Annotated in this window: 25 protein-coding genes; 24 read left to right on the top strand and 1 reads right to left on the bottom strand. The window is 36.1% G+C overall.

The features are described 5' to 3' along the window. Window positions 1-22 precede the first annotated feature (22 nt). From hutH to AB674_RS05820, 17 genes are all read left to right on the top strand, one after another. On the top strand, window positions 23-1543 hold the full coding sequence (gene hutH, locus AB674_RS05900) for a histidine ammonia-lyase (protein ID WP_047774745.1): 1521 nt from the start codon (window positions 23-25) through the stop codon (window positions 1541-1543). 37 nt (window positions 1544-1580) lie between these two features. Continuing rightward, entirely contained in the window at window positions 1581-2792 is a 1212-nt protein-coding gene (locus AB674_RS05895; RefSeq protein ID WP_047774743.1) for a WG repeat-containing protein, read from the top strand. 31 nt (window positions 2793-2823) lie between these two features. Continuing rightward, complete coding sequence (gene fabG / locus AB674_RS05890) at window positions 2824-3555, top strand: 3-oxoacyl-ACP reductase FabG (protein ID WP_047774742.1); 732 nt, start codon at window positions 2824-2826, stop codon at window positions 3553-3555. Between the two features lie 19 nt (window positions 3556-3574). After that, window positions 3575-4798: a beta-ketoacyl-[acyl-carrier-protein] synthase family protein gene (locus tag AB674_RS05885; protein ID WP_047774741.1), complete on the top strand. Its 1224-nt coding sequence runs from the start codon at window positions 3575-3577 to the stop codon at window positions 4796-4798. Window positions 4799-4802: 4 nt separating this feature from the next. Continuing rightward, window positions 4803-5057, top strand: a complete 255-nt coding sequence (locus tag AB674_RS05880; RefSeq protein WP_047774738.1) for an acyl carrier protein — start codon at window positions 4803-4805, stop codon at window positions 5055-5057. After that, window positions 5057-5938: a lipid A biosynthesis acyltransferase gene (locus tag AB674_RS05875; protein WP_047774736.1), complete on the top strand. Its 882-nt coding sequence runs from the start codon at window positions 5057-5059 to the stop codon at window positions 5936-5938. Before AB674_RS05880 ends, AB674_RS05875 begins: the two co-directional genes overlap by 1 nt. A 72-nt stretch (window positions 5939-6010) precedes the next feature. After that, complete coding sequence (locus tag AB674_RS05870) at window positions 6011-7660, top strand: phytoene desaturase family protein (protein WP_047774734.1); 1650 nt, start codon at window positions 6011-6013, stop codon at window positions 7658-7660. Between the two features lie 32 nt (window positions 7661-7692). Next, entirely contained in the window at window positions 7693-8595 is a 903-nt protein-coding gene (locus AB674_RS05865; RefSeq protein ID WP_047774733.1) for a hypothetical protein, read from the top strand. A gap of 16 nt (window positions 8596-8611) precedes the next feature. Next, the gene (locus AB674_RS05860) at window positions 8612-9745 is read left to right on the top strand and encodes a beta-ketoacyl-ACP synthase III (protein ID WP_047774731.1); all 1134 of its coding nucleotides are present in this window, start codon (window positions 8612-8614) and stop codon (window positions 9743-9745) included. After that, on the top strand, window positions 9745-10176 hold the full coding sequence (locus AB674_RS05855; protein ID WP_047774729.1) for a hypothetical protein: 432 nt from the start codon (window positions 9745-9747) through the stop codon (window positions 10174-10176). The genes AB674_RS05860 and AB674_RS05855 overlap by 1 nt, the downstream gene beginning before the upstream one ends. A gap of 7 nt (window positions 10177-10183) precedes the next feature. Next, on the top strand, window positions 10184-10648 hold the full coding sequence (locus AB674_RS05850; protein WP_047774728.1) for an ABC transporter permease: 465 nt from the start codon (window positions 10184-10186) through the stop codon (window positions 10646-10648). A 26-nt stretch (window positions 10649-10674) separates the two neighbouring features. Further along, complete coding sequence (locus AB674_RS05845) at window positions 10675-11079, top strand: hypothetical protein (RefSeq protein WP_047774726.1); 405 nt, start codon at window positions 10675-10677, stop codon at window positions 11077-11079. Then, the gene (locus tag AB674_RS05840) at window positions 11079-12077 is read left to right on the top strand and encodes a BtrH N-terminal domain-containing protein (RefSeq protein WP_047774724.1); all 999 of its coding nucleotides are present in this window, start codon (window positions 11079-11081) and stop codon (window positions 12075-12077) included. The genes AB674_RS05845 and AB674_RS05840 overlap by 1 nt, the downstream gene beginning before the upstream one ends. A gap of 6 nt (window positions 12078-12083) precedes the next feature. Continuing rightward, on the top strand, window positions 12084-12836 hold the full coding sequence (locus tag AB674_RS05835; protein ID WP_117610275.1) for an ABC transporter ATP-binding protein: 753 nt from the start codon (window positions 12084-12086) through the stop codon (window positions 12834-12836). Then, the gene (locus tag AB674_RS05830) at window positions 12826-14109 is read left to right on the top strand and encodes an ABC transporter permease (RefSeq protein WP_047774723.1); all 1284 of its coding nucleotides are present in this window, start codon (window positions 12826-12828) and stop codon (window positions 14107-14109) included. Before AB674_RS05835 ends, AB674_RS05830 begins: the two co-directional genes overlap by 11 nt. Further along, a complete protein-coding gene (locus AB674_RS05825; RefSeq protein ID WP_047774722.1) occupies window positions 14084-14533 on the top strand; it encodes an acyl-CoA thioesterase in 450 nt (149 codons plus the stop codon). The genes AB674_RS05830 and AB674_RS05825 overlap by 26 nt, the downstream gene beginning before the upstream one ends. A 579-nt stretch (window positions 14534-15112) precedes the next feature. Next, window positions 15113-16252, top strand: coding sequence for a beta-ketoacyl-[acyl-carrier-protein] synthase family protein (locus AB674_RS05820; RefSeq protein WP_047774720.1), 1140 nt, complete (start codon window positions 15113-15115; stop codon window positions 16250-16252). Between the two features lie 32 nt (window positions 16253-16284). On the opposite strand, the gene AB674_RS05815 is transcribed toward AB674_RS05820, so the two are convergent. Next, a complete protein-coding gene (locus tag AB674_RS05815; RefSeq protein ID WP_047774718.1) occupies window positions 16285-16470 on the bottom strand; it encodes a hypothetical protein in 186 nt (61 codons plus the stop codon). Window positions 16471-16577: 107 nt separating this feature from the next. On the opposite strand from AB674_RS05815, the gene AB674_RS05810 reads away from it, so the two are divergent. The 7 genes from AB674_RS05810 to AB674_RS05780 all read left to right on the top strand — a co-directional run bounded on the left by AB674_RS05810 (window position 16578) and on the right by AB674_RS05780 (window position 21815). Then, the gene (locus AB674_RS05810; RefSeq protein ID WP_047774716.1) at window positions 16578-17195 is read left to right on the top strand and encodes a 3-oxoacyl-ACP synthase; all 618 of its coding nucleotides are present in this window, start codon (window positions 16578-16580) and stop codon (window positions 17193-17195) included. Window positions 17196-17197: 2 nt separating this feature from the next. After that, window positions 17198-17455, top strand: a complete 258-nt coding sequence (locus AB674_RS05805; protein ID WP_047774715.1) for a phosphopantetheine-binding protein — start codon at window positions 17198-17200, stop codon at window positions 17453-17455. A 103-nt stretch (window positions 17456-17558) separates the two neighbouring features. Continuing rightward, window positions 17559-18758 (top strand): beta-ketoacyl-[acyl-carrier-protein] synthase family protein, encoded by a 1200-nt coding sequence (locus AB674_RS05800; protein WP_047774713.1) that lies wholly within the window; start codon window positions 17559-17561, stop codon window positions 18756-18758. Next, window positions 18755-19819, top strand: a complete 1065-nt coding sequence (locus AB674_RS05795) for a beta-ketoacyl synthase N-terminal-like domain-containing protein (RefSeq protein WP_047774712.1) — start codon at window positions 18755-18757, stop codon at window positions 19817-19819. The genes AB674_RS05800 and AB674_RS05795 overlap by 4 nt, the downstream gene beginning before the upstream one ends. Beyond that, window positions 19816-20592, top strand: a complete 777-nt coding sequence (locus AB674_RS05790) for a polysaccharide deacetylase family protein (RefSeq protein ID WP_047774710.1) — start codon at window positions 19816-19818, stop codon at window positions 20590-20592. The genes AB674_RS05795 and AB674_RS05790 overlap by 4 nt, the downstream gene beginning before the upstream one ends. Next, window positions 20582-21214 (top strand): outer membrane lipoprotein carrier protein LolA, encoded by a 633-nt coding sequence (locus tag AB674_RS05785; protein ID WP_047774708.1) that lies wholly within the window; start codon window positions 20582-20584, stop codon window positions 21212-21214. Before AB674_RS05790 ends, AB674_RS05785 begins: the two co-directional genes overlap by 11 nt. Continuing rightward, a complete protein-coding gene (locus AB674_RS05780) occupies window positions 21180-21815 on the top strand; it encodes a hypothetical protein (RefSeq protein WP_047774706.1) in 636 nt (211 codons plus the stop codon). Before AB674_RS05785 ends, AB674_RS05780 begins: the two co-directional genes overlap by 35 nt. The last annotated feature ends 7 nt before the right edge of the window (window positions 21816-21822 follow it).

Below are 21822 nucleotides of genomic sequence, written 5' to 3'. Positions count from 1 at the left end.
TAGCACAATCAAAACCGGTTTAATGAATACAATTAATGAATATTTAAGTTTAGCAGAATTTGAGTCTATTATCTTTGGAAATAATAAAGTTGTTGTTAGCGATGTTGTTTTAAATAGAATAAATGAAAGCTTTAATTTCCTAAAAGAATTTTCAGGAAACAAAGTAATATACGGTGTAAATACAGGCTTTGGACCAATGGCCCAATACCGAATCAAAGAATCCGATCAGATTCAATTGCAATATAATTTAATCCGAAGCCACTCTTCAGGAACCGGAAAACCTTTGAGTCCTGTGTGTGCAAAAGCAGCTATTTTAGCCCGATTAAATACACTCTCATTAGGAAATTCCGGAGTTCATTCTTCTGTAATTCACTTAATGGCAGAACTTATTAACCGAGATATTACCCCATTAATTTTCGAACACGGTGGTGTTGGTGCCAGTGGAGATTTAGTACAATTGTCTCATCTGGCTTTAGTTTTAATTGGAGAAGGAGAAGTTTTTTATAAAGGAGATCGCAGACCAACTCAGGAAGTTTTCGAAATCGAAGGCTTAAAACCAATCCAGGTAGAAATCAGAGAAGGACTTGCTTTGATCAACGGAACTTCGGTAATGACCGGAATTGGAGTTGTAAATGTACATCACGCTTCTAAATTGTTAGACTGGTCTTTAAAATGTTCTTGTGCGATAAACGAATTAGTTCAAGCCTACGACGACCATTTTTCTGAAGAATTAAATCAGACCAAACGTCACAAAGGACAACAGGAAGTAGCCAAAAGAATGAGAGAAAATCTTTCTGACAGTACTTTGATCCGCAAAAGAGAAGATCATTTATACTCCGGAGAAAATACTGAAGAAATTTTTAAAGAAAAAGTACAGGAATATTACTCTTTAAGATGTGTTCCTCAAATTCTTGGTCCGGTTTTAGAGACTATAAATAATGTCGCTTCGATTTTGGAAGACGAATTCAATTCGGCAAACGACAATCCGATTATCGATGTAAAAAACAAACACGTATATCACGGTGGTAATTTTCACGGCGATTATATTTCGCTTGAAATGGATAAATTAAAAATCGTAATTACCAAATTAACGATGTTGGCAGAGCGTCAGTTGAATTATTTGTTAAATTCAAAAATCAACGAAATTCTTCCTCCATTCGTAAATTTAGGAACATTAGGATTTAATTTCGGAATGCAGGGTGTGCAGTTTACCGCTACCTCTACCACTGCCGAAAGTCAGATGTTATCCAACCCAATGTATGTTCACAGTATCCCGAACAACAACGACAATCAGGACATTGTGAGTATGGGAACAAATGCTGCCGTAATTACCTCAAAAGTAATCGAAAATGCTTTTGAAGTATTAAGTATCGAAATGATTACAATCGTACAGGCGATCGATTACCTGGGGCAAAAAGATAAAATTTCATCTGTTACTAAAAAATGGTACGATGATGTTCGAAATATTATTCCGGAATTTAAAGAGGATCAGGTCATGTATCCTTTTGTTCAAAAAGTAAAAGATTACCTTATCGAGAGTTAAACCGCATACCATATTATTAATCTTGAATCTTAAACCTATGAAAAAGTCACTCTTTTTTTTATCGTTATTATTTATTCAGTTTGTTAATAGTCAGGAATTGGCTTTAGTCAAGAAAAGTTCAAAAATTGGATATCTTTCCAAGGACGGAACACTGCGCATAGAACCCCAGTACAAAGCTGCAAAAAGTTTCTCTGAAGGCCTGGCCGCAGTAGAAAAAGACGGAAAATGGGGATTTATAGATACTAAAGGAACCTGGGTAATCCCTGCCGATTATAAAGGGGTTAAAGATTTTAACAGCGGAATTGCAATCGTACAAAAAGAGAAGGATTGGGTTTACATCAATACAAAAGGAGAGATTCAACAAGCACCCGCTACAGAGAAATTATTTGATTTTAATGACGGAGTTGCTTTTATCAGACAAAATGATAAAGTAGGATTGATCAATTCAAAAATGGTGGTTGTTTTAGAACCAAAATACGATCAGATCAAACCTTTTGAAAATGGTTATGCAAGAGTTGAGAGCAATAAAAAATGGGGTATCATTAATACGGCCGGCAAGGAATTAATAGAACCTGCCTACGACGAAATAGGCAATTATTTTAAAAACACAACCTGGGCAAGAAAAGATAAAACTTTCGGAATCGTAAGCGGCGGAAATTTTACTCCGGTTGAGGGTGCCGAAAAAATCTGGGACTTTGACACACAAGATTTAACTTATGCTAAAAAGAACGGAAAAATCGGATTCATTGACTTAAAAGGAAATTGGGCTATTTTGCCTATTTACGATAAAGCAAAAGCATTCTCAAAAAATTTAGCTCCTGTTGCGGTAGGATCAAAATGGGGATACATTAATCCAAAAGCAGAATTCATTATTCCGCCAACCTATGCTGATGCAGAAGTTTTCAGTTCAAATGGACTCGCTCCGGTAAAAGAAAAAAACTGGGGGTTCATCAATGAAAGCGGAAAATTAGTCATTCCAACCCAATATGCTATTACCTCAAACGGAATCATTATTTCCCTTTTTGTTAAACAGGACAAAGGGTTTATTGATGGTTTTGCAAGAGTAAAAAATGAAGGAAAATGGGGCTTTCTAAAACCGGACGGAACTGTCTTAGGCAACCAATGGTTTGAAAACGCTGAACTATTTTCAAATACAACAGAAAAAAAAGAGGTAACTGAAATCGCAGCTGAAAAACCAAAACCAGCAACAAAACCAGCAGCAAAGCCGGTAAATAAAAAAAAGCGATAACATCGACCTATAAAAAATAAAAATTACTTAAATGAAATGTGTATTAGTAACAGGCGGATCAAGAGGAATTGGAAGCGCTATTTGTAAAAAATTAGCCGTTGAAGCCAATTATCATATTTTGATTAATTATCATTCTAATAAAACGGCTGCCGAAGAAACACTTCAGGAAATACAAAAATTAGGAGCTACGGGCGAAATTTTAGGCTTTGATGTTTCTGATTTTGAACAAGTACAAGACATTTTAACAAAATGGCAGGAAGCCAATCCTGAAGCAATTGTTGAAGCAATAGTAAACAACGCCGGAATAACAAAAGATGGTCTTTTTATGTGGATGACTCCACAAGACTGGAACGGAGTTGTGAACACCAGTGTAAACGGTTTTTTTAATGTTACTCAGTTTTTCATTCAGAAAATGTTGCGTAACAAATATGGCCGAATCGTAAATATAGTTTCGGTTTCGGGAGTAAAAGGAACTGCCGGACAAACCAATTATTCGGCTGCAAAGGGAGCAATTGTTGCTGCAACCAAAGCTTTGGCTCAGGAAGTTGCCAAAAGAAACATTACTGTAAATGCAGTAGCACCGGGTTTTATCAGAACCGATATGACCAGTCAGTTAGACGAAAAAGAATTACTGAAGCTAATTCCGGTAAATCGTTTTGGCGAAGCCGAAGAAGTAGCAGATTTGGTAAGCTTTTTGATTTCAAAAAAAGCGAGCTACATTACAGGAGAAATTATCAATATAAACGGAGGAATTTATTCTTAAAAAATTACTTTGAAAGACGATGAATAAGAGAGTTGTAATTACTGGAATGGGAATTTATTCTTGTATCGGAACTTCTTTAGATGAAGTAAAAGAGTCCTTATACAATGGAAAATCAGGTATTCAGTTTGACCCTGAAAGAAAAGAATTTGGTTTTCAATCGGCCTTAACAGGAATGGTTCCTAAAGCCGATCTGAAAAACTTACTGTCGCGCAGACAACGTATGAGCATCGGTGAAGAAACCGAATATGCCTATATGGCCACTATTGAAGCCTTAAAAAATGCCCAAATAGACGATGCTTTTTTTGACACTCGTGAAGTGGGAATCATGTACGGAAACGATAGTGTTTCTAAAGCTATTATTGATGCCACCGATATTATCAGAGAGAAAAAAGACACCGCTTTAATTGGTTCCGGCGCCATTTTTAAATCGATGAATTCTACGGTAACAATGAATTTATCTACTATTTTTAAATTGAGAGGAATCAATCTTACCATAAGTGCCGCCTGTGCCAGTGGGTCTCACTCTATTGGACTAGCCTATTTTTTAATAAAAAGTGGTTTTCAGGATATTATTATCACCGGAGGAGCGCAGGAAATCAACAAATACGCCATGAGCAGTTTTGATGGTTTAGGTGTTTTTTCTTCCCGTGAAAATGATCCGACAAAAGCATCAAGACCTTTTGATTCAGGTCGCGACGGCTTAATTCCGAGTGGTGGAGGTGCCACTTTAATTCTCGAAAGTTATGAATCTGCCATCGCCCGTGGAGCAACTATTATTGCAGAAGTTGCCGGTTATGGATTTTCTTCAAACGGAGGACACATTTCTACCCCAAATGTCGAAGGCCCATCAACAGCGATGCAACGCGCTCTTGACGATGCAAAATTAAAATCATCAGATATTGACTACATAAATGCACATGCCACTTCAACTCCGGTTGGAGATGAAAATGAAGCCAAAGCAATCTTTGAAGTTTTCGGAGAAGAAAATCCCTACATAAGCTCAACCAAGTCCATGACGGGTCATGAATGCTGGATGGCAGGAGCAAGCGAGGTAATTTACTCTATTCTAATGATGCAGCACGATTTTATTGCTCCAAACATCAATTTAGAAAATCCTGACGAAGATGCTTCAAAATTAAATTTAGTTAAAACTACGTTAAACAAAAAATTTGATATATTTTTGTCCAATTCCTTCGGGTTTGGAGGAACCAACTCTGCGTTGGTAGTTAAAAAGTTTAAATGAAGTGATGAATAAAGAAGAAATAATAGAAAAAATTAATAGTTTTTTGGTTGATGAATTTGAGGTTGATAGTGATGACATTGAACCAGACGCTAATTTAAAAGATACACTTGGTCTGGATAGTTTAGATTATGTAGATTTAGTGGTTTCTATTGAATCTAATTTTGGTGTAAAACTAGTAGAAGCTGATTTCGTCGGAATCGCTACTTTTCAAAATTTCTACGATCTTATCGAAGCCAAATTAAAAGCGAAAGCCCTTTAATGAGTCAATGGGATGGCAAATCAAAAGGCACCGTTTTAGGCTATAAAATATTCGTTTTTTTAATACAAAAAGCGGGGATTAAATCGGCCTATCTCTTACTTTATTTTGTTGCCTCCTATTATTTTCTGTTTCTAAAGAAAAGCAATCGGGCCATCTCTTATTATTTTAAAGAACGGCTCGACTATTCCTATTTCAAATCTAAAAAAATGGTCTTCAAAAGTTACTACACTTTTGGACAAACCATTATTGATAAGGTGGCTATTTCTGCAGGAATGCGGAATAAATTCACCTATGAGTTTGATGGAATAGAAATTCTGAAGCAACTTTTAGCTGAGAAAAAAGGGGGTGTACTGATTAGTGCTCATGTTGGAAATTTTGAAATCGCGGAACACTTTCTGGGCGATATCGATCTTAATTTCCAGATTAATTTGGTCACTACAGATTTGGAACATTCCCATATCAAAAAATATCTGGAAACGGTTACTCAAAAACCAACCGTAAAATTTATTATTATCAAAGACGACTTGTCTCATATTTTTGAGATCAATGCGGCTTTGGCAAATAACGAATTGGTTTGTTTTACCGGTGATCGTTATTTTGAAGGTACCAAATCACTTTCCGAAAAAATACTTGGACAAGAGGCCAACTTCCCTGCCGGTCCTTTTTTAATTGCTTCCCGTTTACGAGTTCCGGTGGTTTTTGTTTATGTAATGAAGGAACCTAACCTGCATTATCATTTATACGCCAGAGAAGCTACTGTAAAACATCGCGACGAAAAAGCCCTACTCAAAGAATACGTACAAAGTGTCGAAACAATTATACAGCAATATCCTTTGCAATGGTTTAATTATTTTGATTTTTGGAAGCGCTCTGAAAAATAAACAATAAAAGACAACATCATTCCATTTATAATTGGCATTCTTTCCTACTTTTAAGAAATCTTAAAACAAAACATGAAAGAATACGACGCGATTATCATTGGTTCCGGAGTTGGAGGTTTAGCAACTGGTATTTGTTTGGCAAGAGCCGGACAAAAAGTTCTGATTCTCGAACAACATTATGTTCCGGGTGGCTGGAGTCACAGTTTCACGCTAAACGGACAACGTTTTAGCCCCGGTGTACATTACGTCGGACTTCTTGAGGAAGGAGCCTCTACCAATGAACTCTATCGTGGTCTGGGAATTGCCAATGATCTGGTTTTTTTTAGAATGAATAAAAAAGCCTACGAACATTGTTTAATCGGCGATAAAACTTTTAATCTCCCGGCAGGAATTGATAATCTTAAAGAAACCCTTTCCTCCCATTTCCCTTCTGAAGAAAAAAACATAAACGAATATCTTTCCTTAGTCGAAAAAGTAAGTACAGAACTCCAGCTAATTCCAAAATTACAGGGTTGGTGGCAAAAAATAACGGTGCCCTTTCGCACCAAACATTTTGGAAAATTTGCTTTATTTCCTTTAAAAAAAGTAGTCGGATGGCATGTCAAAGATCCGATGTTAAAAGCCGTTCTTAATATTCAATGTGGAGATCACGGGCTTCCGCCAAACCGAGCTTGTTTTCCGGTACATTGTTCTGTAATGAGTCATTATTTTGATGGCGGTTATTATCCGATGGGCGGTGGTGGCGGTATCGTAAAAGCAATGACAAACGGAATAAAAAGACATGGGGGGGAAATCCGCGTACAGCAAAACGTCCATAAAATTATAATCGAAAATAAAAAAGCCGTTGGCATTGAACTGGAAAATGGTGAAAAGCTATGGGCAAAAAATATTATTTCGAATGCTGATCCTTCTATCACCTATTTAAATTTAATTGACAAGAAGCACCTCAGCAACTCCCTCCTTAAGAAACTTGATAAAACAAAATACTCCGTCACCTCATTGATTCTATTTTTGACCTTAGATATTGATGTTACTCAATTTAAAATTGATTCGGGAAATATCTGGATGATGAAAGATGAAAATGACGATGCCAATTTTGAAGATTTAATGAACAATGACATTGCAGAAGGAGATTCGTTCCCTGCCGTTTTTATAAGCTGCACCACACTCAAAGATCCGGCAAGTTTTAATGGAAGGTATCATAATTTCGAAATTGTCACCTACGTCAATTATGAGCATTTAGACGATTTTAACGGTTTAGAAGACTATCACAATGAAGCTTACAAAATCTTCAAAGAAAAAGTCACCAATAAACTGATGAACAATGTCGAAAAAATAATCCCTAATGCAAAACAACATATTATTCAGGCCGAATTAGGAACGCCAAAAACCAACGAATTCTACATTAATTCGACAAAAGGAAATGTTTACGGAACGGAAAAAACACTGAATCAGGTGGGGCCCTTTAGCTATAAAAATAAAACCGAGATCGCTAATTTGTTTCTTTGCGGAGCCTGTACGTTATCACACGGTGTTAGTGGTGCCACGTATTCAGGAATCGCAGCCGCGGCATTAATCTTAGAATGTAAATCGGATGATTTATTGTTGGAAGATGTCGATCAGAAAGTACGAATTTATGATGCTGAAGATGCCACAACATGGCCGGAATGGGTGCATACCAAACGATCCGATAAAATCCGAAAATTCATTCCAAAAAATTAACTACTTTTGCGAGAACCAAAGACAAAACCAAAATGAAAAATGTTCTTGTTATCTACTATTCCCAATCTGGACAATTGGAAGAGATTGCACAAAATATCGCAAAACCATTCTTAAATTCAGCAGAGATAAAGGTAACATTTCATGAAATACAGTTAGAAAAACCATTCCCCTTTCCTTGGGATAAAAATTCATTTTTTGATGCTTTCCCCGAAACTTTTCTACAAATCCCAACCGCATTAAAACCGGTACCCGAAGAAATTTTAAACACCAAATTTGACTTAGTATTATTTCATTATCAAGTCTGGTATTTGTCCCCTTCAATTCCGATAAATTCATTTTTGAAAAGTGATTCGGCCAAAAAATTACTGAACAACACCCCGGTAATAACCATCAGTGGTTCCCGAAATATGTGGATCATGGCTCAGGAAAAAATCAAGGTATTGCTACAAGAAGCCAATGCAAAATTGGTCGGAAATGTAGCTTTGGTGGACCGTGTTGGAAATCTAATCAGTGTAATCACTATTGTAGAATGGATGTTCTCCGGAGTAAAGAAAAAATACTTGGGTATATTCCCGTTACCGGGAGTTTCCGATAAAGATATTAAGGAATCAGATAAGTTCGGAACGCTTATGCTTTCTGGGTTTAACCAGAACAATCTAGCCGATTTACAACCTAAATTGGTAGCTATTGGCGCAGTCAAAATAAGTCCGTACCTGGTAACCGTTGACAAAACAGCCAATAAAATTTTCAATAAATGGTCAAACCTGATTTATAAGAATCAAAAAAACAGAAAAATGCTGCTAAAGCTATTTAATGTTTATTTATTCCTTGCTATCTGGTTAATCTCGCCAATAGTATATATATTGCACCTTATTACCTATCCCGTTAAGTTAAATACCATAAAAAAAGAAACTCAATATTATCAGGGAGTTTAGAAGACGAAATTAGATTATGTTTGAAGTATATATTACCAAAGCTGCAAAATATTTGCCAAATGATGCCGTTTCAAATGACGAAATGGAAAGCTTTTTAGGCCTTATCAACGATACCGCTTCAAAAGCAAGACGTATTATTTTGCGCAATAATAAAATTACAAGCCGATATTACGCAGTTGACAAAACAGGAAAAAGTACACACAGCAATGCCGAACTAACTCAAAACGCTATTGTACAACTGTTTGACGAGAACTTTACAGCTCAAGATGTGGAAGTACTTTCTTGCGGAACCTCAACACCGGATCTTTTTCTTCCTTCGCATGCGGCAATGGTACATGGTTTACTAAAAAACAAATCAGTAGAATTAAACTCGTCAACGGGTGTTTGCTGTGCCGGAATGAATTCCTTAAAATTCGGTTTTCTTTCGGTAAAATCAGGAAATTCAAAAAATGCTATCTGCACAGGATCAGAAAAAGTATCTACCTGGCTTTTAGCTCAAAAATACAATCACGAAACAACCAATCTGAAAAATCTGGAAGAACAACCTATCATTGCCTTCAAAAAAGATTTTTTACGCTGGATGTTGTCTGATGGAGCTGGTGCTTTTCTATTAGAAAATAAACCTCAAGGCTCAATTTCACTAAAGATAGAATGGATGGAAGCTTTTTCGTATGCCTACGAATTAGAGACCTGCATGTATGCCGGAGGTGATAAATTAGAAAATGGTGAAATCAAATCATGGAGTGATTATGCGCCTGAAGAATGGTTAAACGAATCTGTTTTTGCCATCAAACAGGATGTGAAATTACTGGATGAATTTATTCTTTCTAAAGGAGCCGAGAGTATGAAAGACGCCATGGACAAGAACAACATTACCGCTGACCATATTGATTATTTTATTCCTCATGTTTCTTCTAACTTTTTTGTCGAAGGATTAAAAAAAGGACTAACAGAAAGAGGAATCGGAATGGCGGATGAGAAATGGTTTATGAATCTTTCAAGAGTAGGAAATGTGGGCTCTGCATCTATTTATCTGGCTTTGGAAGAATTAATGAATTCCGGAAGCCTGAAAAAAGGAGACCGTATTCTTTTATCTGTTCCCGAAAGCGGAAGATTCTCCTTTGCTTATGCTTATTTAACCGTTTGCTAATGAACACAACTTTACTTTTAGAAAAAGAAGCTGTCGAGAATTTATTACCACAAAAGTTTCCTTTTGTAATGGTCGATAAAATGTATTCGTTTACCGAAAACACATTGGTTTCGGGTTTAAATATTACAGACGACAATATCTTTTTTAATCAAAATACTTTTCTGGAAGCAGGTTTAATTGAGCATATGGCGCAATCTGTAGCCTTGCATACCGGATATGATTTTTTCTTGAAAAACCAAAAAGCCCCAACGGGTTATATTGGTTCCATCAAAGAAATTCAAATTAAAAAGTTACCTAAAATCAATGATACGATTCAATCGACTGTAACCATTATACAGGAATTTGCAGGAATCACTTTGGTCGAAATCGTAACAACTCTGAACAACGAAGAAATCGCCAACGGACAGATGAAAACGGTCCTGGCAAAATAATACTGGTATGAGAACTGCAGTAGACATTCAAAATTATTTACCACACCGGGCACCTATGCTTATGGTCGATTTAATTCTGGATGTAAATGCCAGTTTTGTAGAAACCGTATTTTTGATCAAAGAAGACAATATCTTTGTAGCGAACAATACTTTTATTGAAGCCGGTTTAATCGAAAATACAGCACAAACCTGTTCGTCTATTGTAGGGAAAAAATATTTTTTTGCCGATGACGGTTCAGAAAACGAAAACGTAAATGTAATTGGTTTTATCAGCGCCATAAAAAACCTGAAAATCCATTCGTTACCAAACGTTGGACAGAGCATTGTTACCAGAGCAAATCTGGTTTCCAAGTTTGAAGGCGACGATTACACTTTATGCACAATGAGCTGCGAAAGCTTAGTTGAAGACAAAATACTTTTAGAATGCGAAATTAATTTGTTCATTCAAAAAACAATTTCGACTGTATTATAATCATTTCAATCGAAAACCAAACGGTCATGGAAAAAGAAAAAGTACCACAAGACAAAGGCAATTTAACCCAAAACAACCTGAAAGAATTACTGTATGCCACCGATGAAAACGGTAATTACACCACGACTTTAAGCACGGGTTGGGAGCCCAAAACAATTGCCCTTTCTAATTCTATTGATGATATTAACGAAAGAATTGCTGAAGCAAAACAACAGGTGGAAGCCGGAGAAGTCAGTCCGATTTGTTATTATATGGAATTGAACAAAATGGACCTCACGATCCTTGCCAGTTATGTCGGAATGTGGAAATGGCGTGTAAAAAGACATTTTAAACCTGCCGTTTTTGCAAAATTAAGCGATACCCTTTTACAGAAATATGCCGACGCTTTTGACATTTCAATAGCCGAACTAAAAAATAGCAAAACAGACTAATGCAAACTAATTTTACACATCATCAATCTGCTCATTGTGAGAATGGAGTAGCTTCGAATTTGTTAAAAAATAACGGACTGAACATCAGCGAACCAATGGTTTTTGGTATTGGCTCCGGACTTTTCTTTGTATATCTTCCCTTTATAAAAGTAAATCATGCGCCGGCCATAAGTTACAGAACTTTACCTGGGCAAATTTTTAATAAACTGGCAAGTCGTCTAAATTTAAGAATAAAAAGACAAAAATTCTCGTCTGTTGCCAACGCAAATGCGGCTTTAGAGGCGAACTTGAAAAACAATATTCCAACCGGATTACAAGTTGGTGTTTATCATTTAAGTTACTTTCCTGACGAATATCGTTTTCATTTTAACGCTCACAATTTAGTCGTTTACGGAAAAACCGAAACCGATTATCTAATTAGCGATCCTGTAATGGAAACCGTTACGACGCTAACGCATGACGAATTAGACAAAGTACGTTTTGCCAAAGGCGCTTTTGCTCCAAGAGGTCAAATGTACTATCCGATTCAGATTCCAAAAGAGGTAGATCTTAAAAGTGCTATCCTTAAGGGAATCAAGAATACGTGCCGTGATATGTTGGCACCAATGCCAATTGTTGGGGTACGCGGTATTAAATTTGTATCCAGACAAATTAGAAAATGGCCCGTAAAACACGGTACTAAAAAAGCCAATCATTATCTGGCGCAAATGGTACGAATGCAGGAAGAGATTGGTACCGGAGGCGGTGGTTTCCGTTTTATTTATGCCGCATTTTTACAAGAAGCTTCAGTTATTTTAAACAATGAAGAGTTGAAAGTACTTTCTAAAGAAATGACTCAGATTGGAGATTCCTGGCGTGATTTTGCCGTAGAAGCTTCCCGAATTTATAAAAACAGAAGCGCCAAAGAAGACGCCTACAATACCATTGCCGATGAACTTTTGGACATTGCCAACAGAGAAGAAGTATTTTTCAAAAAACTAAAAAAAGCAATCAGCTAAACTATTTTGCATCCCATAATTAAAATAGAATCCCTCTCGAAAAAGTACAAAGATGCAGAATTGTATTCTTTGAATGATTTTTCGTTGAACATAAACGAAGGTCAGATTTTTGGATTATTAGGTCCAAATGGTGCCGGAAAAACAACTTTGATTTCCATGCTTTGCGGATTGGTAAAACCAACATCAGGTCATTTTACCATTCAGGAGCTGAACTATGCAAATCATGCCTCAAAAATTAAAAAAATTATTGGTGTAGTTCCCCAGGAATACGCTTTATACCCCACCTTAACTGCCAGAGAAAATCTGCATTATTTTGGTAGTATGTATGGTTTGAAAGGGTCGCATCTCAAAGACAAAGTAGTCGAAACTTTAGATCTTTTGGGGCTCTTAAAATTTGCAGACAAACGCATCGAAACCTTCTCGGGCGGAATGAAACGAAGAGTCAATCTGATTGCGGGAATTCTGCACAATCCAAAAGTTTTGTTTTTGGATGAACCAACCGTTGGTGTTGACGTTCAATCTAAAAATGCCATAATCGACTATTTGAAATTCCTGAATCAAAACGGAACAACGATTATTTATACCTCCCATCATCTAGCCGAAGCCGAAGATTTCTGTACCCAGATTGCTATTGTAGACCAAGGTAAAATTTACGCGCAAGGCACCCCGTCAAGCCTGATCGCTTCAACTGCTGAAGCCAGAAATCTCGAAGAAGTTTTTATTTCATTAACCGGTAAAAACTTAAGAGATGCTATATAAAATTTGGATGTCGGTTGTAAAAGAATTTTTACTCCTTAAACGCGATTTAGGTGGTTTGATTATTTTGTTTATCATGCCGTTGGTCCTTGTCATCACGGTAACCTTAATACAAGACAGTACGTTTAAAGCGGTTAGTGACACTAAAATTCAGATCTTACTCGTAGACAAAGATAAAGGAGCTGTTTCTAAAACCGTTTTTGACAATTTAGAAAAGAGCAATCTGTTTACCGTTGTAACTCAAATCGACAACAAACCTATTACCGAAGACATTGCCAGAGAAAATGTATACAAAGGAAAATACCAATTGGCCATTGTAATTCCGGCAAAATTAAGCACTGATCTTCAGGCCAAAATTGATCAGAACGTACAAAATATTGTAAGCAGTATTGGTTTAACAGACAGTGTTGCTGCTCCTCAAACTGCAACAGTCATCAAAGAAAAAGAAGTCAAATTGTATTTTGATCCGGCGGTTCAGATGAGTTTCAAAAATGCGGTGATGAGTTCGATTGACAAGATGATTTCACAAATCGAAACCCAATCAATTTACACTACTTTTCAAAGTCAGCTGGGAGAAGGGAGCGCTAAATTTGAGCAAAAGAGTTTCATTACTTTCAAGGAAATAATTCCGAAAATCAACAACAAAGAAGTTCGTCCAAATTCAGTACAACATAACGTTCCTGCCTGGACTCTTTTTGCAATATTTTTTATTGTAATTCCGTTGTCTATTAATATCGTAAAAGAAAAATCACAGGGAACCTTTGTGCGATTGTTAACCAATCCGGTTTCTAATTTGGTTGTTATCATAGGCAAAACGATTACCTACTCTGCTATTTGCATGATTCAGTTTTATATGATGGTGGCTGTTGCTATTTTCTTATTCCCGCATATCGGTCTGCCTCCGTTAAATGTTGAAGGCCATTTACTATTAATGAGTGTTGTGGCCCTGTTCTCCGGTTTTGCAGCAATAGGATTCGGAATTTTGTTGGGTACTGTTGCCAGCACTCAGGAACAGTCTGCTCCTTTTGGCGCAACAAGTGTTATCATTCTAGCGGCCATTGGCGGGGTTTGGGTTCCTGTTTTTGCAATGCCCAAAATCATGCAGTTCATTGCCAAATCGTCTCCTATGAATTGGGGACTGGAAGCCTTTTACGATGTTTTATTACGCAACGTAACCCTATTAGAAATCATTCCAAAAATAAGTTTATTGTTTTTGTTTTTTATCATCACAACCTCGATTGCATTATTCTATGACAAAAAGAAAAGAACAGTTTAAGGAGGCTTCTGCCCTAACCGTTTCACATGAAATCAGAATTCGTTTTAACGAAACTGATCCGCTTGGAATCGTTTGGCACGGCAATTATATTACCTATTTTGAAGACGGAAGAGAAGCCTTTGGTCGTCAACATGGGCTTACGTATTTGGACATTGGTAACACGGGTTATACGACACCAATTGTAAAATCAAAATGCGAACATAAATTATCACTTCGTTACGGTGATGTGGTAACAATAGAAACAACGGTAGTAGACACTCCTGCCGCCAAAATGATTTATCGTTTTAAAATAATTGATGCCAAAGGCGAAATTGCCTGCACCGGAGAAACCGTTCAGGTATTTTTAGATAAAGAAGGAAATTTAATGTTGACCAATCCTCCGTTTTATGAAGAATGGAAGAGGAAAGTAGGTTTGTTGCTTTAATCGGATCGGCGAGGTTAAAATATACCTAAAAGTAACTCTAAAAAGTCATAAAACATAACGCTATAAATCCGCTTAATCTGCGTGCTAAAAATTTAACACATAGAAATATAGGATTTAAAATGCGCAAAAAAGAATACATAACAAATCATAATTTGACACATAGCGTTATGTCAATTTAAAAAAAAGAGAAACGCCTTTTTATGAAGAAAAGGAAAGCGTAATACATCCCGGTTCTGCAAGGTCTTTTTCTGACCTTGTAGGTATAAAACCTAAAAGTAACTGTAAAAAGTCATAAAACGTAACGCTATAAATCTGCTTAATCTGCGTGCTAAAAAATTTAACACATAGAAATATAGGATTTAAAATGCGCAAAAAAGAATACATAACAAATCATAATTTGACACATAGCGTTATGTCAATTTAAAAAAAAGGAAACGCCTTTTTATGAAGAAAAGGAAAGCGAGATTGATAAAAGAATACATCCCGGTCCTGTAAGGTCTTTTTCTGATCTTGTAGGTTTTAGGAATTTAAACGCATACCTACACGGTTTTAAAAACCTTGCAGGAATAAAAATATACCATGATAAGAGAAGTATACATCACTGCAACCAATTGTATCACCCCATTAGGATTTGATGTCGAATCGAACATTGATGCGCTGGTGAATGGTAAAACGGGCATTCAACAGCACGAAGATTCTTCTTTGATGCCTATCCCCTTTTATGCTTCCATCATAAATAATGAAAAACTAAACAGTGCTTTTGAAAAAATTAGTGCTGACAAAAAATATTCCCGCTTAGAAAAAATGATGATTTTGGCTTTAGAACCCATCATCAAAAATTCAGGCGTTGAACTAAATTCAAAAACAGCTTTCATCCTTTCTACCACAAAAGGAAATGTTACCGCATTAAAAGAGGATTCTGAAACCAGTTTTCAAAATGCACATTTAGATGTTTTAGCCCAAAACGTTGCTGATTTCTTCGGATTTAAAACACAACCCATCGTGGTTTCAAATGCCTGTGTTTCGGGAATTTTAGCTGTTTCTGTTGCCAAAAGATTAATTCAATCGGAGCTTTACGATGCTATTTTTGTCGTAGCGGGCGACGAAGTTTCTGAATTTGTTTTGTCCGGATTTAATGCTTTTCAGGCCATGAGTGATGCGCCTTGCAAACCGTATTCTAAAAACAGAACCGGAGTAAGTTTAGGGGAAGCTACTGCAGCTGTTTTACTTTCGACGCAAAATAAAAATGCTAAAATAAAAGTTCTTGGAGACAGTTCAATAAACGACGCCAATCACATTTCCGGACCATCAAGAACCGGGGAAGGTTTGTTCAGAAGTATCCAAAATGCGATAAAAGAAGCGCAAATAGATCCTGAAAAATTAGATTATATTTCAGCACATGGAACCGCAACTCCGTTTAACGATGAAATGGAAGCCATTGCACTGAACCGTTTAAAACTGCAGAATGTTCCCGTAAATAGTTTAAAAGGCTTTTACGGACATACGCTGGGTGCGTCGGGATTATTAGAAACAGTAATTGCCATTGAATCTGCCAACCAAAATATACTCTTTGAATCAAAAGGGTATGATGAATTGGGTGTAAGCGAATCTATTAATGTCATTGCAAAAAATGAAAAAGCCAACATTAATTACTTTCTAAAAACAGCTTCGGGTTTTGGTGGTTGTAATACGGCTGTAATTTTTGAAAAAGTGAGTTAAAATGGACAAAAAAAATTAAACTATTAAATGAATTAATCCGCGAAGAACTGATCTCCTTTTAATTCTTTTTCTTTTAAAATGGTAGCTACAATTTTTACAATCTTAGTCTTTGGAATTTGCTGGTTTTCTAAAGCCATTGTAGAAAACACAATACTTGTAAGCTTTCTTGACAAGAAGCTTTTATCTTTTAGTTGCGGATATTTTTCGTAGAATTTCATACCTTGGCTAAGATACAAAAAATTAAACCCAGCGCGTATTTCTAATGTATATTAAGATTGTAGTAATAAATTAGGAAATACAACGAATAAGACTGCAAAAACAAAAAATGACTCAAACCAAAACCTACATACACGATTATTGTACCATTGAAAACAACGAAATTGTTCTCAACGGCGCTACTGTTTTCAAAACAGAGCCGACCTCTTTTGGTGATTTCTCTAAACAGGCTTATCGCAATTCTGATATTCAATATCCTAAGTTTTTTAAAATGGATGCTTTGAGCAAATTGGCTTTTCTGGGAGCTGAATTACTTTTAAGTCCAATAACTTCACCGGAGACAGAAAACAATATTGCTTTGGTTTTGGCCAATAAATCCTCGAGTTTAGACACCGATGTAAAATATCAGGAATCTATTTCTGACCAGGAAAACTACTTTCCGAGTCCCGCGGTTTTCGTTTATACGCTACCAAATATCTGTCTGGGCGAAATAAGTATCCGTCATCAGCTGAAAAGTGAAAATTCTTTCTTTATATTTGATGCCTTTAATCCTGATTTTATGTCGAATTATGCAAACATTCTTCTACAGTCAAACAAAGCCGATTTGGTACTTTGTGGCTGGGTTGAATACTTTAATGAGACTTACAAAGCATTTCTTTGTACCATAGGCACGCAGGAAAACACAAAATATACAAACGAAACGATCAATACATTATACAATAAATAATCATGGAAGCATTAAAAGCAGAATTAAAAAACAAAATCATTACTACCTTAAACCTTGAAGATATCGCAGTGGAAGATATTGCTGATAACGATACTTTATTTGGAGACGGTTTAGGATTAGACTCGATTGATGCGCTTGAATTAATCGTGATTTTAGACAAGGACTACGGTATTAAATTGGTTGATCCAAAAGAAGGAAAAACTATTTTTCAATCGATCGAAACAATGGCTGCTTACATTCAGGCCAACAGAACAAAATAATTTTAGACAGCAGATCAAACAACTTGAAAGAATCTTCAGAGACCATCTGAATGCTTTTTTCATAGTTTCAATCTAAAATCTAAAATCATAAATCTAAAATTAGATGAAAGGTGTTGCAATAACAGGAATGGGAATTATCTCTTCGATTGGAAATTCAGTTGAGGAAAATTTCAATTCATTATTAAGTGAAAAATGTGCCATTACTCGTGTTGAGTATATTAAGACGGTTCATGCCGACACTAATAAGGTAGGAGAAATCAAGAAAACCAACTCGGAATTGATTGATGAACTAAATCTTCCTGCTGATAATAACTTTTCAAGAACTGCTATGATTGGTGCTTTTGCTGCCAAACAAGCTGTTGAAAATGCCGGAATTACATCCATTAACGAATTTAGAACAGGCCTTATTTCGGCCACCAGCGTTGGCGGAATGGACATGACGGAGAAATATTATTACGATTACTTCGAAAAACCCGAACTGGTCAAATACATCAGTTGTCATGATGGTGGCGATGTAGCGGATAAAATCGCTGAAGAATTAGGCTTAAAAGGAATGGTAACCACAATAAGCACCGCCTGCTCCTCGGCTGCAAACTCGATTATGTTGGGTGCCCGATTGATTAAAAGCGGTAAACTAGATCGTGTTATTGTTGGCGGATCTGATGCTTTGGCAAAATTCACCATCAACGGTTTTAAAACCCTGATGATTTTATCTGACGATTACAACAAACCTTTTGACAACAATCGTAAAGGTCTGAACTTGGGAGAAGCCGCCGCATATTTGATTTTAGAATCGGACGAAATTGTTGCCAAACAAAATAAAAAAGTCTTAGCCAGAGTTTCCGGTTACGGCAATGCCAATGATGCCTTTCATCAAACCGCTTCTTCAGAAAATGGAGATGGTGCCTATTTGGCAATGAAAAAAGCATTTGAGGTTTCAGGTTTAAAACCTTCCGAAATAGATTATATCAATGTACACGGAACGGCAACTCCAAACAATGATTTGTCGGAAGGAAGAGCTTTACTTCGAATTTACGAAAACGAAAATGTGCCTGATTTTAGTTCAACGAAACCATTCACAGGACACACTTTGGCAGCCGCAGCAGCTATTGAGGCGGTTTATAGCGTTTTAGCGATTCAAAATGGTGTCGTTTATCCGAACTTAAATTTTGAAACTCCAATGGAAGAGTTTGATTTGAAACCGCACACAACTTTAAAAAATAAAAATATAGAACACGTTCTCTCTAATTCTTTTGGTTTTGGAGGAAATTGTTCCACTCTTATATTTTCAAAAAACAAATGAAAAAGAGAACTTATATAAACGGAATAAGTTGTATTTCGACTCAAAAAACATTTGATACTGTTTTTTTAGAAGAAGCAGTGTACAATCAAAATGACACTGTTCTTAACGTTGTTTCCCCAGTTTACAAAGACTTTATTTCTCCCGCTGCCGCCAGAAGAATGGCAAAAGGAGTCAAAAACGGAATTGTAGCTTCGGCCCTCGCCATGAAGGATGCACATGTTGAAAATGTCGATGCTATTATCACCGGAACTGGATTGGGTTGCATTGAGGATTCAGAAAAATTCTTGAAAAACATCCTTGATAATAACGAGGAATTTTTAACGCCTACTTCTTTTATTCAATCTACTCACAATACGGTTGGTGCTCAAATTGCTCTGACAATCCAATGCAAAGGCTATAATTTTACCTATGTAAACGGAGCTGTTTCTTTTGAATCTGCTCTTTTAGATGCCAAAATGCAGTTGGAAGAAAATGAAGCAAATTCTATTTTAACAGGTGGTGTCGATGAAAATGGTGATTATACCATGTCTCTTTTCAAACTGGCAGGACGTGTTAAACAAGAAAGCAATGAACCTTTCAATCTTTTAACGCCAACAACAACCGGAGCTGTTCATGGTGAAGGTGCCTGTTTTTTTGTTTTGGAAAATGAAAAAAAAGCCAATACTTATGCTGAAATTCTCGACGTTGAAATTAAAAACACGATCGCTGAAAACGAAATTGAAGCTGAAATAACGGCTTTCCTAAAGGCAAATCATCTGGAAATTTCAGATGTCGATGCAGTCGTTTTAGGTTTTAACGGGGATATGCAATTTGATTCTTATTATAAAACACTGGCTGAAAATGCCTTTTCAAATACGCCTCAGTTGTATTACAAACATTTGTGTGGCGAATACGATACCGCTGCTGCCTTTGGTTTATGGATGGCATCAAAAGTTTTGCAACTACAGGACATTCCTGAAATTATAAGAGTAAATTCAGTCGAAAAATCAGTTTACAATACGATTTTATTATACAATCAATTAAGCGGAAAAAACCATAGTTTTACGTTACTATCCAAATGATAACGCACAAAAACATCTCGTTTTTCTTTCTCTTTCTCTTGCTTTTACTGGTTCTTCTGAATCTTTATACGGCAATTAGTTTCTGGTGGTTTCCAGTGATTATTTTAATTTGGTTGGGAATTAATGCCGTTCAGTCCTCCCGAATTTCTTCCAAATATCATGTAAAAACATACTGCAATAATCCGCTCGAAACAGCAAAAAAAATTGCTTTGACTTTTGACGATGGCCCAAGTTCTTATACCGTAGAAATTTTAGCCCTTTTAAAAAAATACAATGCAAAAGCAACATTCTTCTGCATTGGAAAAAACATAGAAACGCATCCTGAAATCCTGCAACAAATCATAGCCGAAGGTCATCTGGTAGCCAATCATTCCTATAGTCATTCTCCCTTTTTTGATTTTTATAATGCAAAAAAAATTGCAGCAGAAATTCAGAGAACAGATATGTTGCTCGAAAAATTCACTTCAAAAAAAATAAACTTTTTCAGACCACCCTATGGCGTAACCACTCCATCTATCCGAAGAGCACTCCAAGTAACCGGACATAAGGCAATTGGCTGGAACATTCGCTCGCTCGATGGTGGTACCAAAAACCGGGAGTTAATTTACAATCGAATTATAAAACGTGTTTCTCCCGGCGGAATCGTACTTTTGCACGATACTGCTCCCCACTCTGTTTTGGTATTGGAACAGTTTTTGCAATTTCTGCAACAAAATAAATATACCGTAATTTCAACGGAAGAACTTTTGAATCTTAAAGCGTATGAAAGCTAAACTATATCTTTTCCTTTTACTGTTAAACATTGGCAACATCGCGTTTGCTCAGGAACAAAAAATGACGGACTCCGAAATTGCTTCTTTTAAACAGGACGTAAATGTGGTTTCCAAAAAAATCAAAAGCTTAACCACGGATTTTGTTCAATACAAACACCTGGATTTTTTATCGAAGGATATTGAAACTTCAGGAAAAATGAACTTTAAAGAACCTGGTTTATTACAATGGCAATACAAAAAACCCTACAACTACAGCATTGTTTTTAAAAACGGGAAAATCCTGATCAATGACGAAGGAAAGAAAAGTGCCGTTGATATTGGAAACAGCAAGATTTTTGGCCGCATCAATAAATTAATTATCGGAAGTGTAAGCGGAAATATGTTTGATGACAAAGAGTTCTCCATTTCTTATTTCAAATCGAAAGGACAAAACATCGCGAAATTTATTCCGAAAGATGCCACTTTGAAAAAATACATCAAACAAATCGAACTTACTTTCGACAAAGAAGAAGCGACAGTTGTTCAGGTCAAACTACTGGAATCCTCTGAAGACTATACCCGAATTGTACTTAAAAATAAAGTAATCAATGCAAAAATCGACGATTCCATTTTTACTAATTAATTGCTTTTTGGCGGTTGCTATACTTTCTTGTAGCTCGGTCTCAAAAAAGTATAGTCCAAAAAAATTAGACAAAACGTCTTACCAGGCAACGTATTTTTCAGACTCAAAAACAGACTACGTTTACAAAACCAATATCACGGTTTACGGAAATGAACTGAGCGGAATTTTTATTGCCAAAAAAATAAACGACACTACGCATCGCGTTGTTTTTACAACAGAATTTGGCAACAAATTATTGGATTTTGAAATTTCTGAAACCACTTTTAAAGTCAATGCTATTGTATCTGAATTAGATCGCAAAATCCTGATCAATACTTTAAAAGAAGATTTCAGATTACTGCTCAAAAAAGAATACCAGATTCAGGAGCAATTTGAAAACGAATCAGATAATATTTACAAATCTGCAGATGGAAAACGATTTAATTATTTGTTTCTCTCTAAAAAAGACCAAAAATTAGAGAAAGTGGTCCATGCCTCTAAAACAAAAGAAAAAATAACCCTGACATTTAGTTCAGAAAACAATATTTTTGCTGAAAAAATTCAGATAATTCATCAGAATATTAAATTAAAAATTGAATTAAATTACTTTAAATCAGAATAATAAATCA

It is taken from the genome of Flavobacterium sp. ABG (assembly GCF_001027725.1).
Lineage (GTDB): Bacteria > Bacteroidota > Bacteroidia > Flavobacteriales > Flavobacteriaceae > Flavobacterium > Flavobacterium cupriresistens.
Note: the sequence above shows the minus strand (reverse complement) of the source record. Positions and strands in the feature narration are given on the sequence as shown.

Coding starts and splice junctions, on each gene's coding strand:
- fabG (WP_047774742.1), top strand. CDS start 2,824: ATGAAATGTGTATTAGTAACAGGCGGATCAAGAGGAATTGGAAGCGCT.
- AB674_RS05795 (WP_047774712.1), top strand. CDS start 18,755: ATGAAAAAGAGAACTTATATAAACGGAATAAGTTGTATTTCGACTCAA.
- AB674_RS05790 (WP_047774710.1), top strand. CDS start 19,816: ATGATAACGCACAAAAACATCTCGTTTTTCTTTCTCTTTCTCTTGCTT.
- AB674_RS05870 (WP_047774734.1), top strand. CDS start 6,011: ATGAAAGAATACGACGCGATTATCATTGGTTCCGGAGTTGGAGGTTTA.
- AB674_RS05875 (WP_047774736.1), top strand. CDS start 5,057: ATGAGTCAATGGGATGGCAAATCAAAAGGCACCGTTTTAGGCTATAAA.
- AB674_RS05785 (WP_047774708.1), top strand. CDS start 20,582: ATGAAAGCTAAACTATATCTTTTCCTTTTACTGTTAAACATTGGCAAC.
- AB674_RS05810 (WP_047774716.1), top strand. CDS start 16,578: ATGACTCAAACCAAAACCTACATACACGATTATTGTACCATTGAAAAC.
- AB674_RS05895 (WP_047774743.1), top strand. CDS start 1,581: ATGAAAAAGTCACTCTTTTTTTTATCGTTATTATTTATTCAGTTTGTT.
- AB674_RS05820 (WP_047774720.1), top strand. CDS start 15,113: ATGATAAGAGAAGTATACATCACTGCAACCAATTGTATCACCCCATTA.
- AB674_RS05885 (WP_047774741.1), top strand. CDS start 3,575: ATGAATAAGAGAGTTGTAATTACTGGAATGGGAATTTATTCTTGTATC.
- hutH (WP_047774745.1), top strand. CDS start 23: ATGAATACAATTAATGAATATTTAAGTTTAGCAGAATTTGAGTCTATT.
- AB674_RS05860 (WP_047774731.1), top strand. CDS start 8,612: ATGTTTGAAGTATATATTACCAAAGCTGCAAAATATTTGCCAAATGAT.
- AB674_RS05800 (WP_047774713.1), top strand. CDS start 17,559: ATGAAAGGTGTTGCAATAACAGGAATGGGAATTATCTCTTCGATTGGA.
- AB674_RS05815 (WP_047774718.1), bottom strand. CDS start 16,470: ATGAAATTCTACGAAAAATATCCGCAACTAAAAGATAAAAGCTTCTTG.
- AB674_RS05855 (WP_047774729.1), top strand. CDS start 9,745: ATGAACACAACTTTACTTTTAGAAAAAGAAGCTGTCGAGAATTTATTA.
- AB674_RS05850 (WP_047774728.1), top strand. CDS start 10,184: ATGAGAACTGCAGTAGACATTCAAAATTATTTACCACACCGGGCACCT.
- AB674_RS05880 (WP_047774738.1), top strand. CDS start 4,803: ATGAATAAAGAAGAAATAATAGAAAAAATTAATAGTTTTTTGGTTGAT.
- AB674_RS05865 (WP_047774733.1), top strand. CDS start 7,693: ATGAAAAATGTTCTTGTTATCTACTATTCCCAATCTGGACAATTGGAA.
- AB674_RS05830 (WP_047774723.1), top strand. CDS start 12,826: ATGCTATATAAAATTTGGATGTCGGTTGTAAAAGAATTTTTACTCCTT.
- AB674_RS05825 (WP_047774722.1), top strand. CDS start 14,084: ATGACAAAAAGAAAAGAACAGTTTAAGGAGGCTTCTGCCCTAACCGTT.
- AB674_RS05840 (WP_047774724.1), top strand. CDS start 11,079: ATGCAAACTAATTTTACACATCATCAATCTGCTCATTGTGAGAATGGA.
- AB674_RS05780 (WP_047774706.1), top strand. CDS start 21,180: ATGCAAAAATCGACGATTCCATTTTTACTAATTAATTGCTTTTTGGCG.
- AB674_RS05845 (WP_047774726.1), top strand. CDS start 10,675: ATGGAAAAAGAAAAAGTACCACAAGACAAAGGCAATTTAACCCAAAAC.
- AB674_RS05805 (WP_047774715.1), top strand. CDS start 17,198: ATGGAAGCATTAAAAGCAGAATTAAAAAACAAAATCATTACTACCTTA.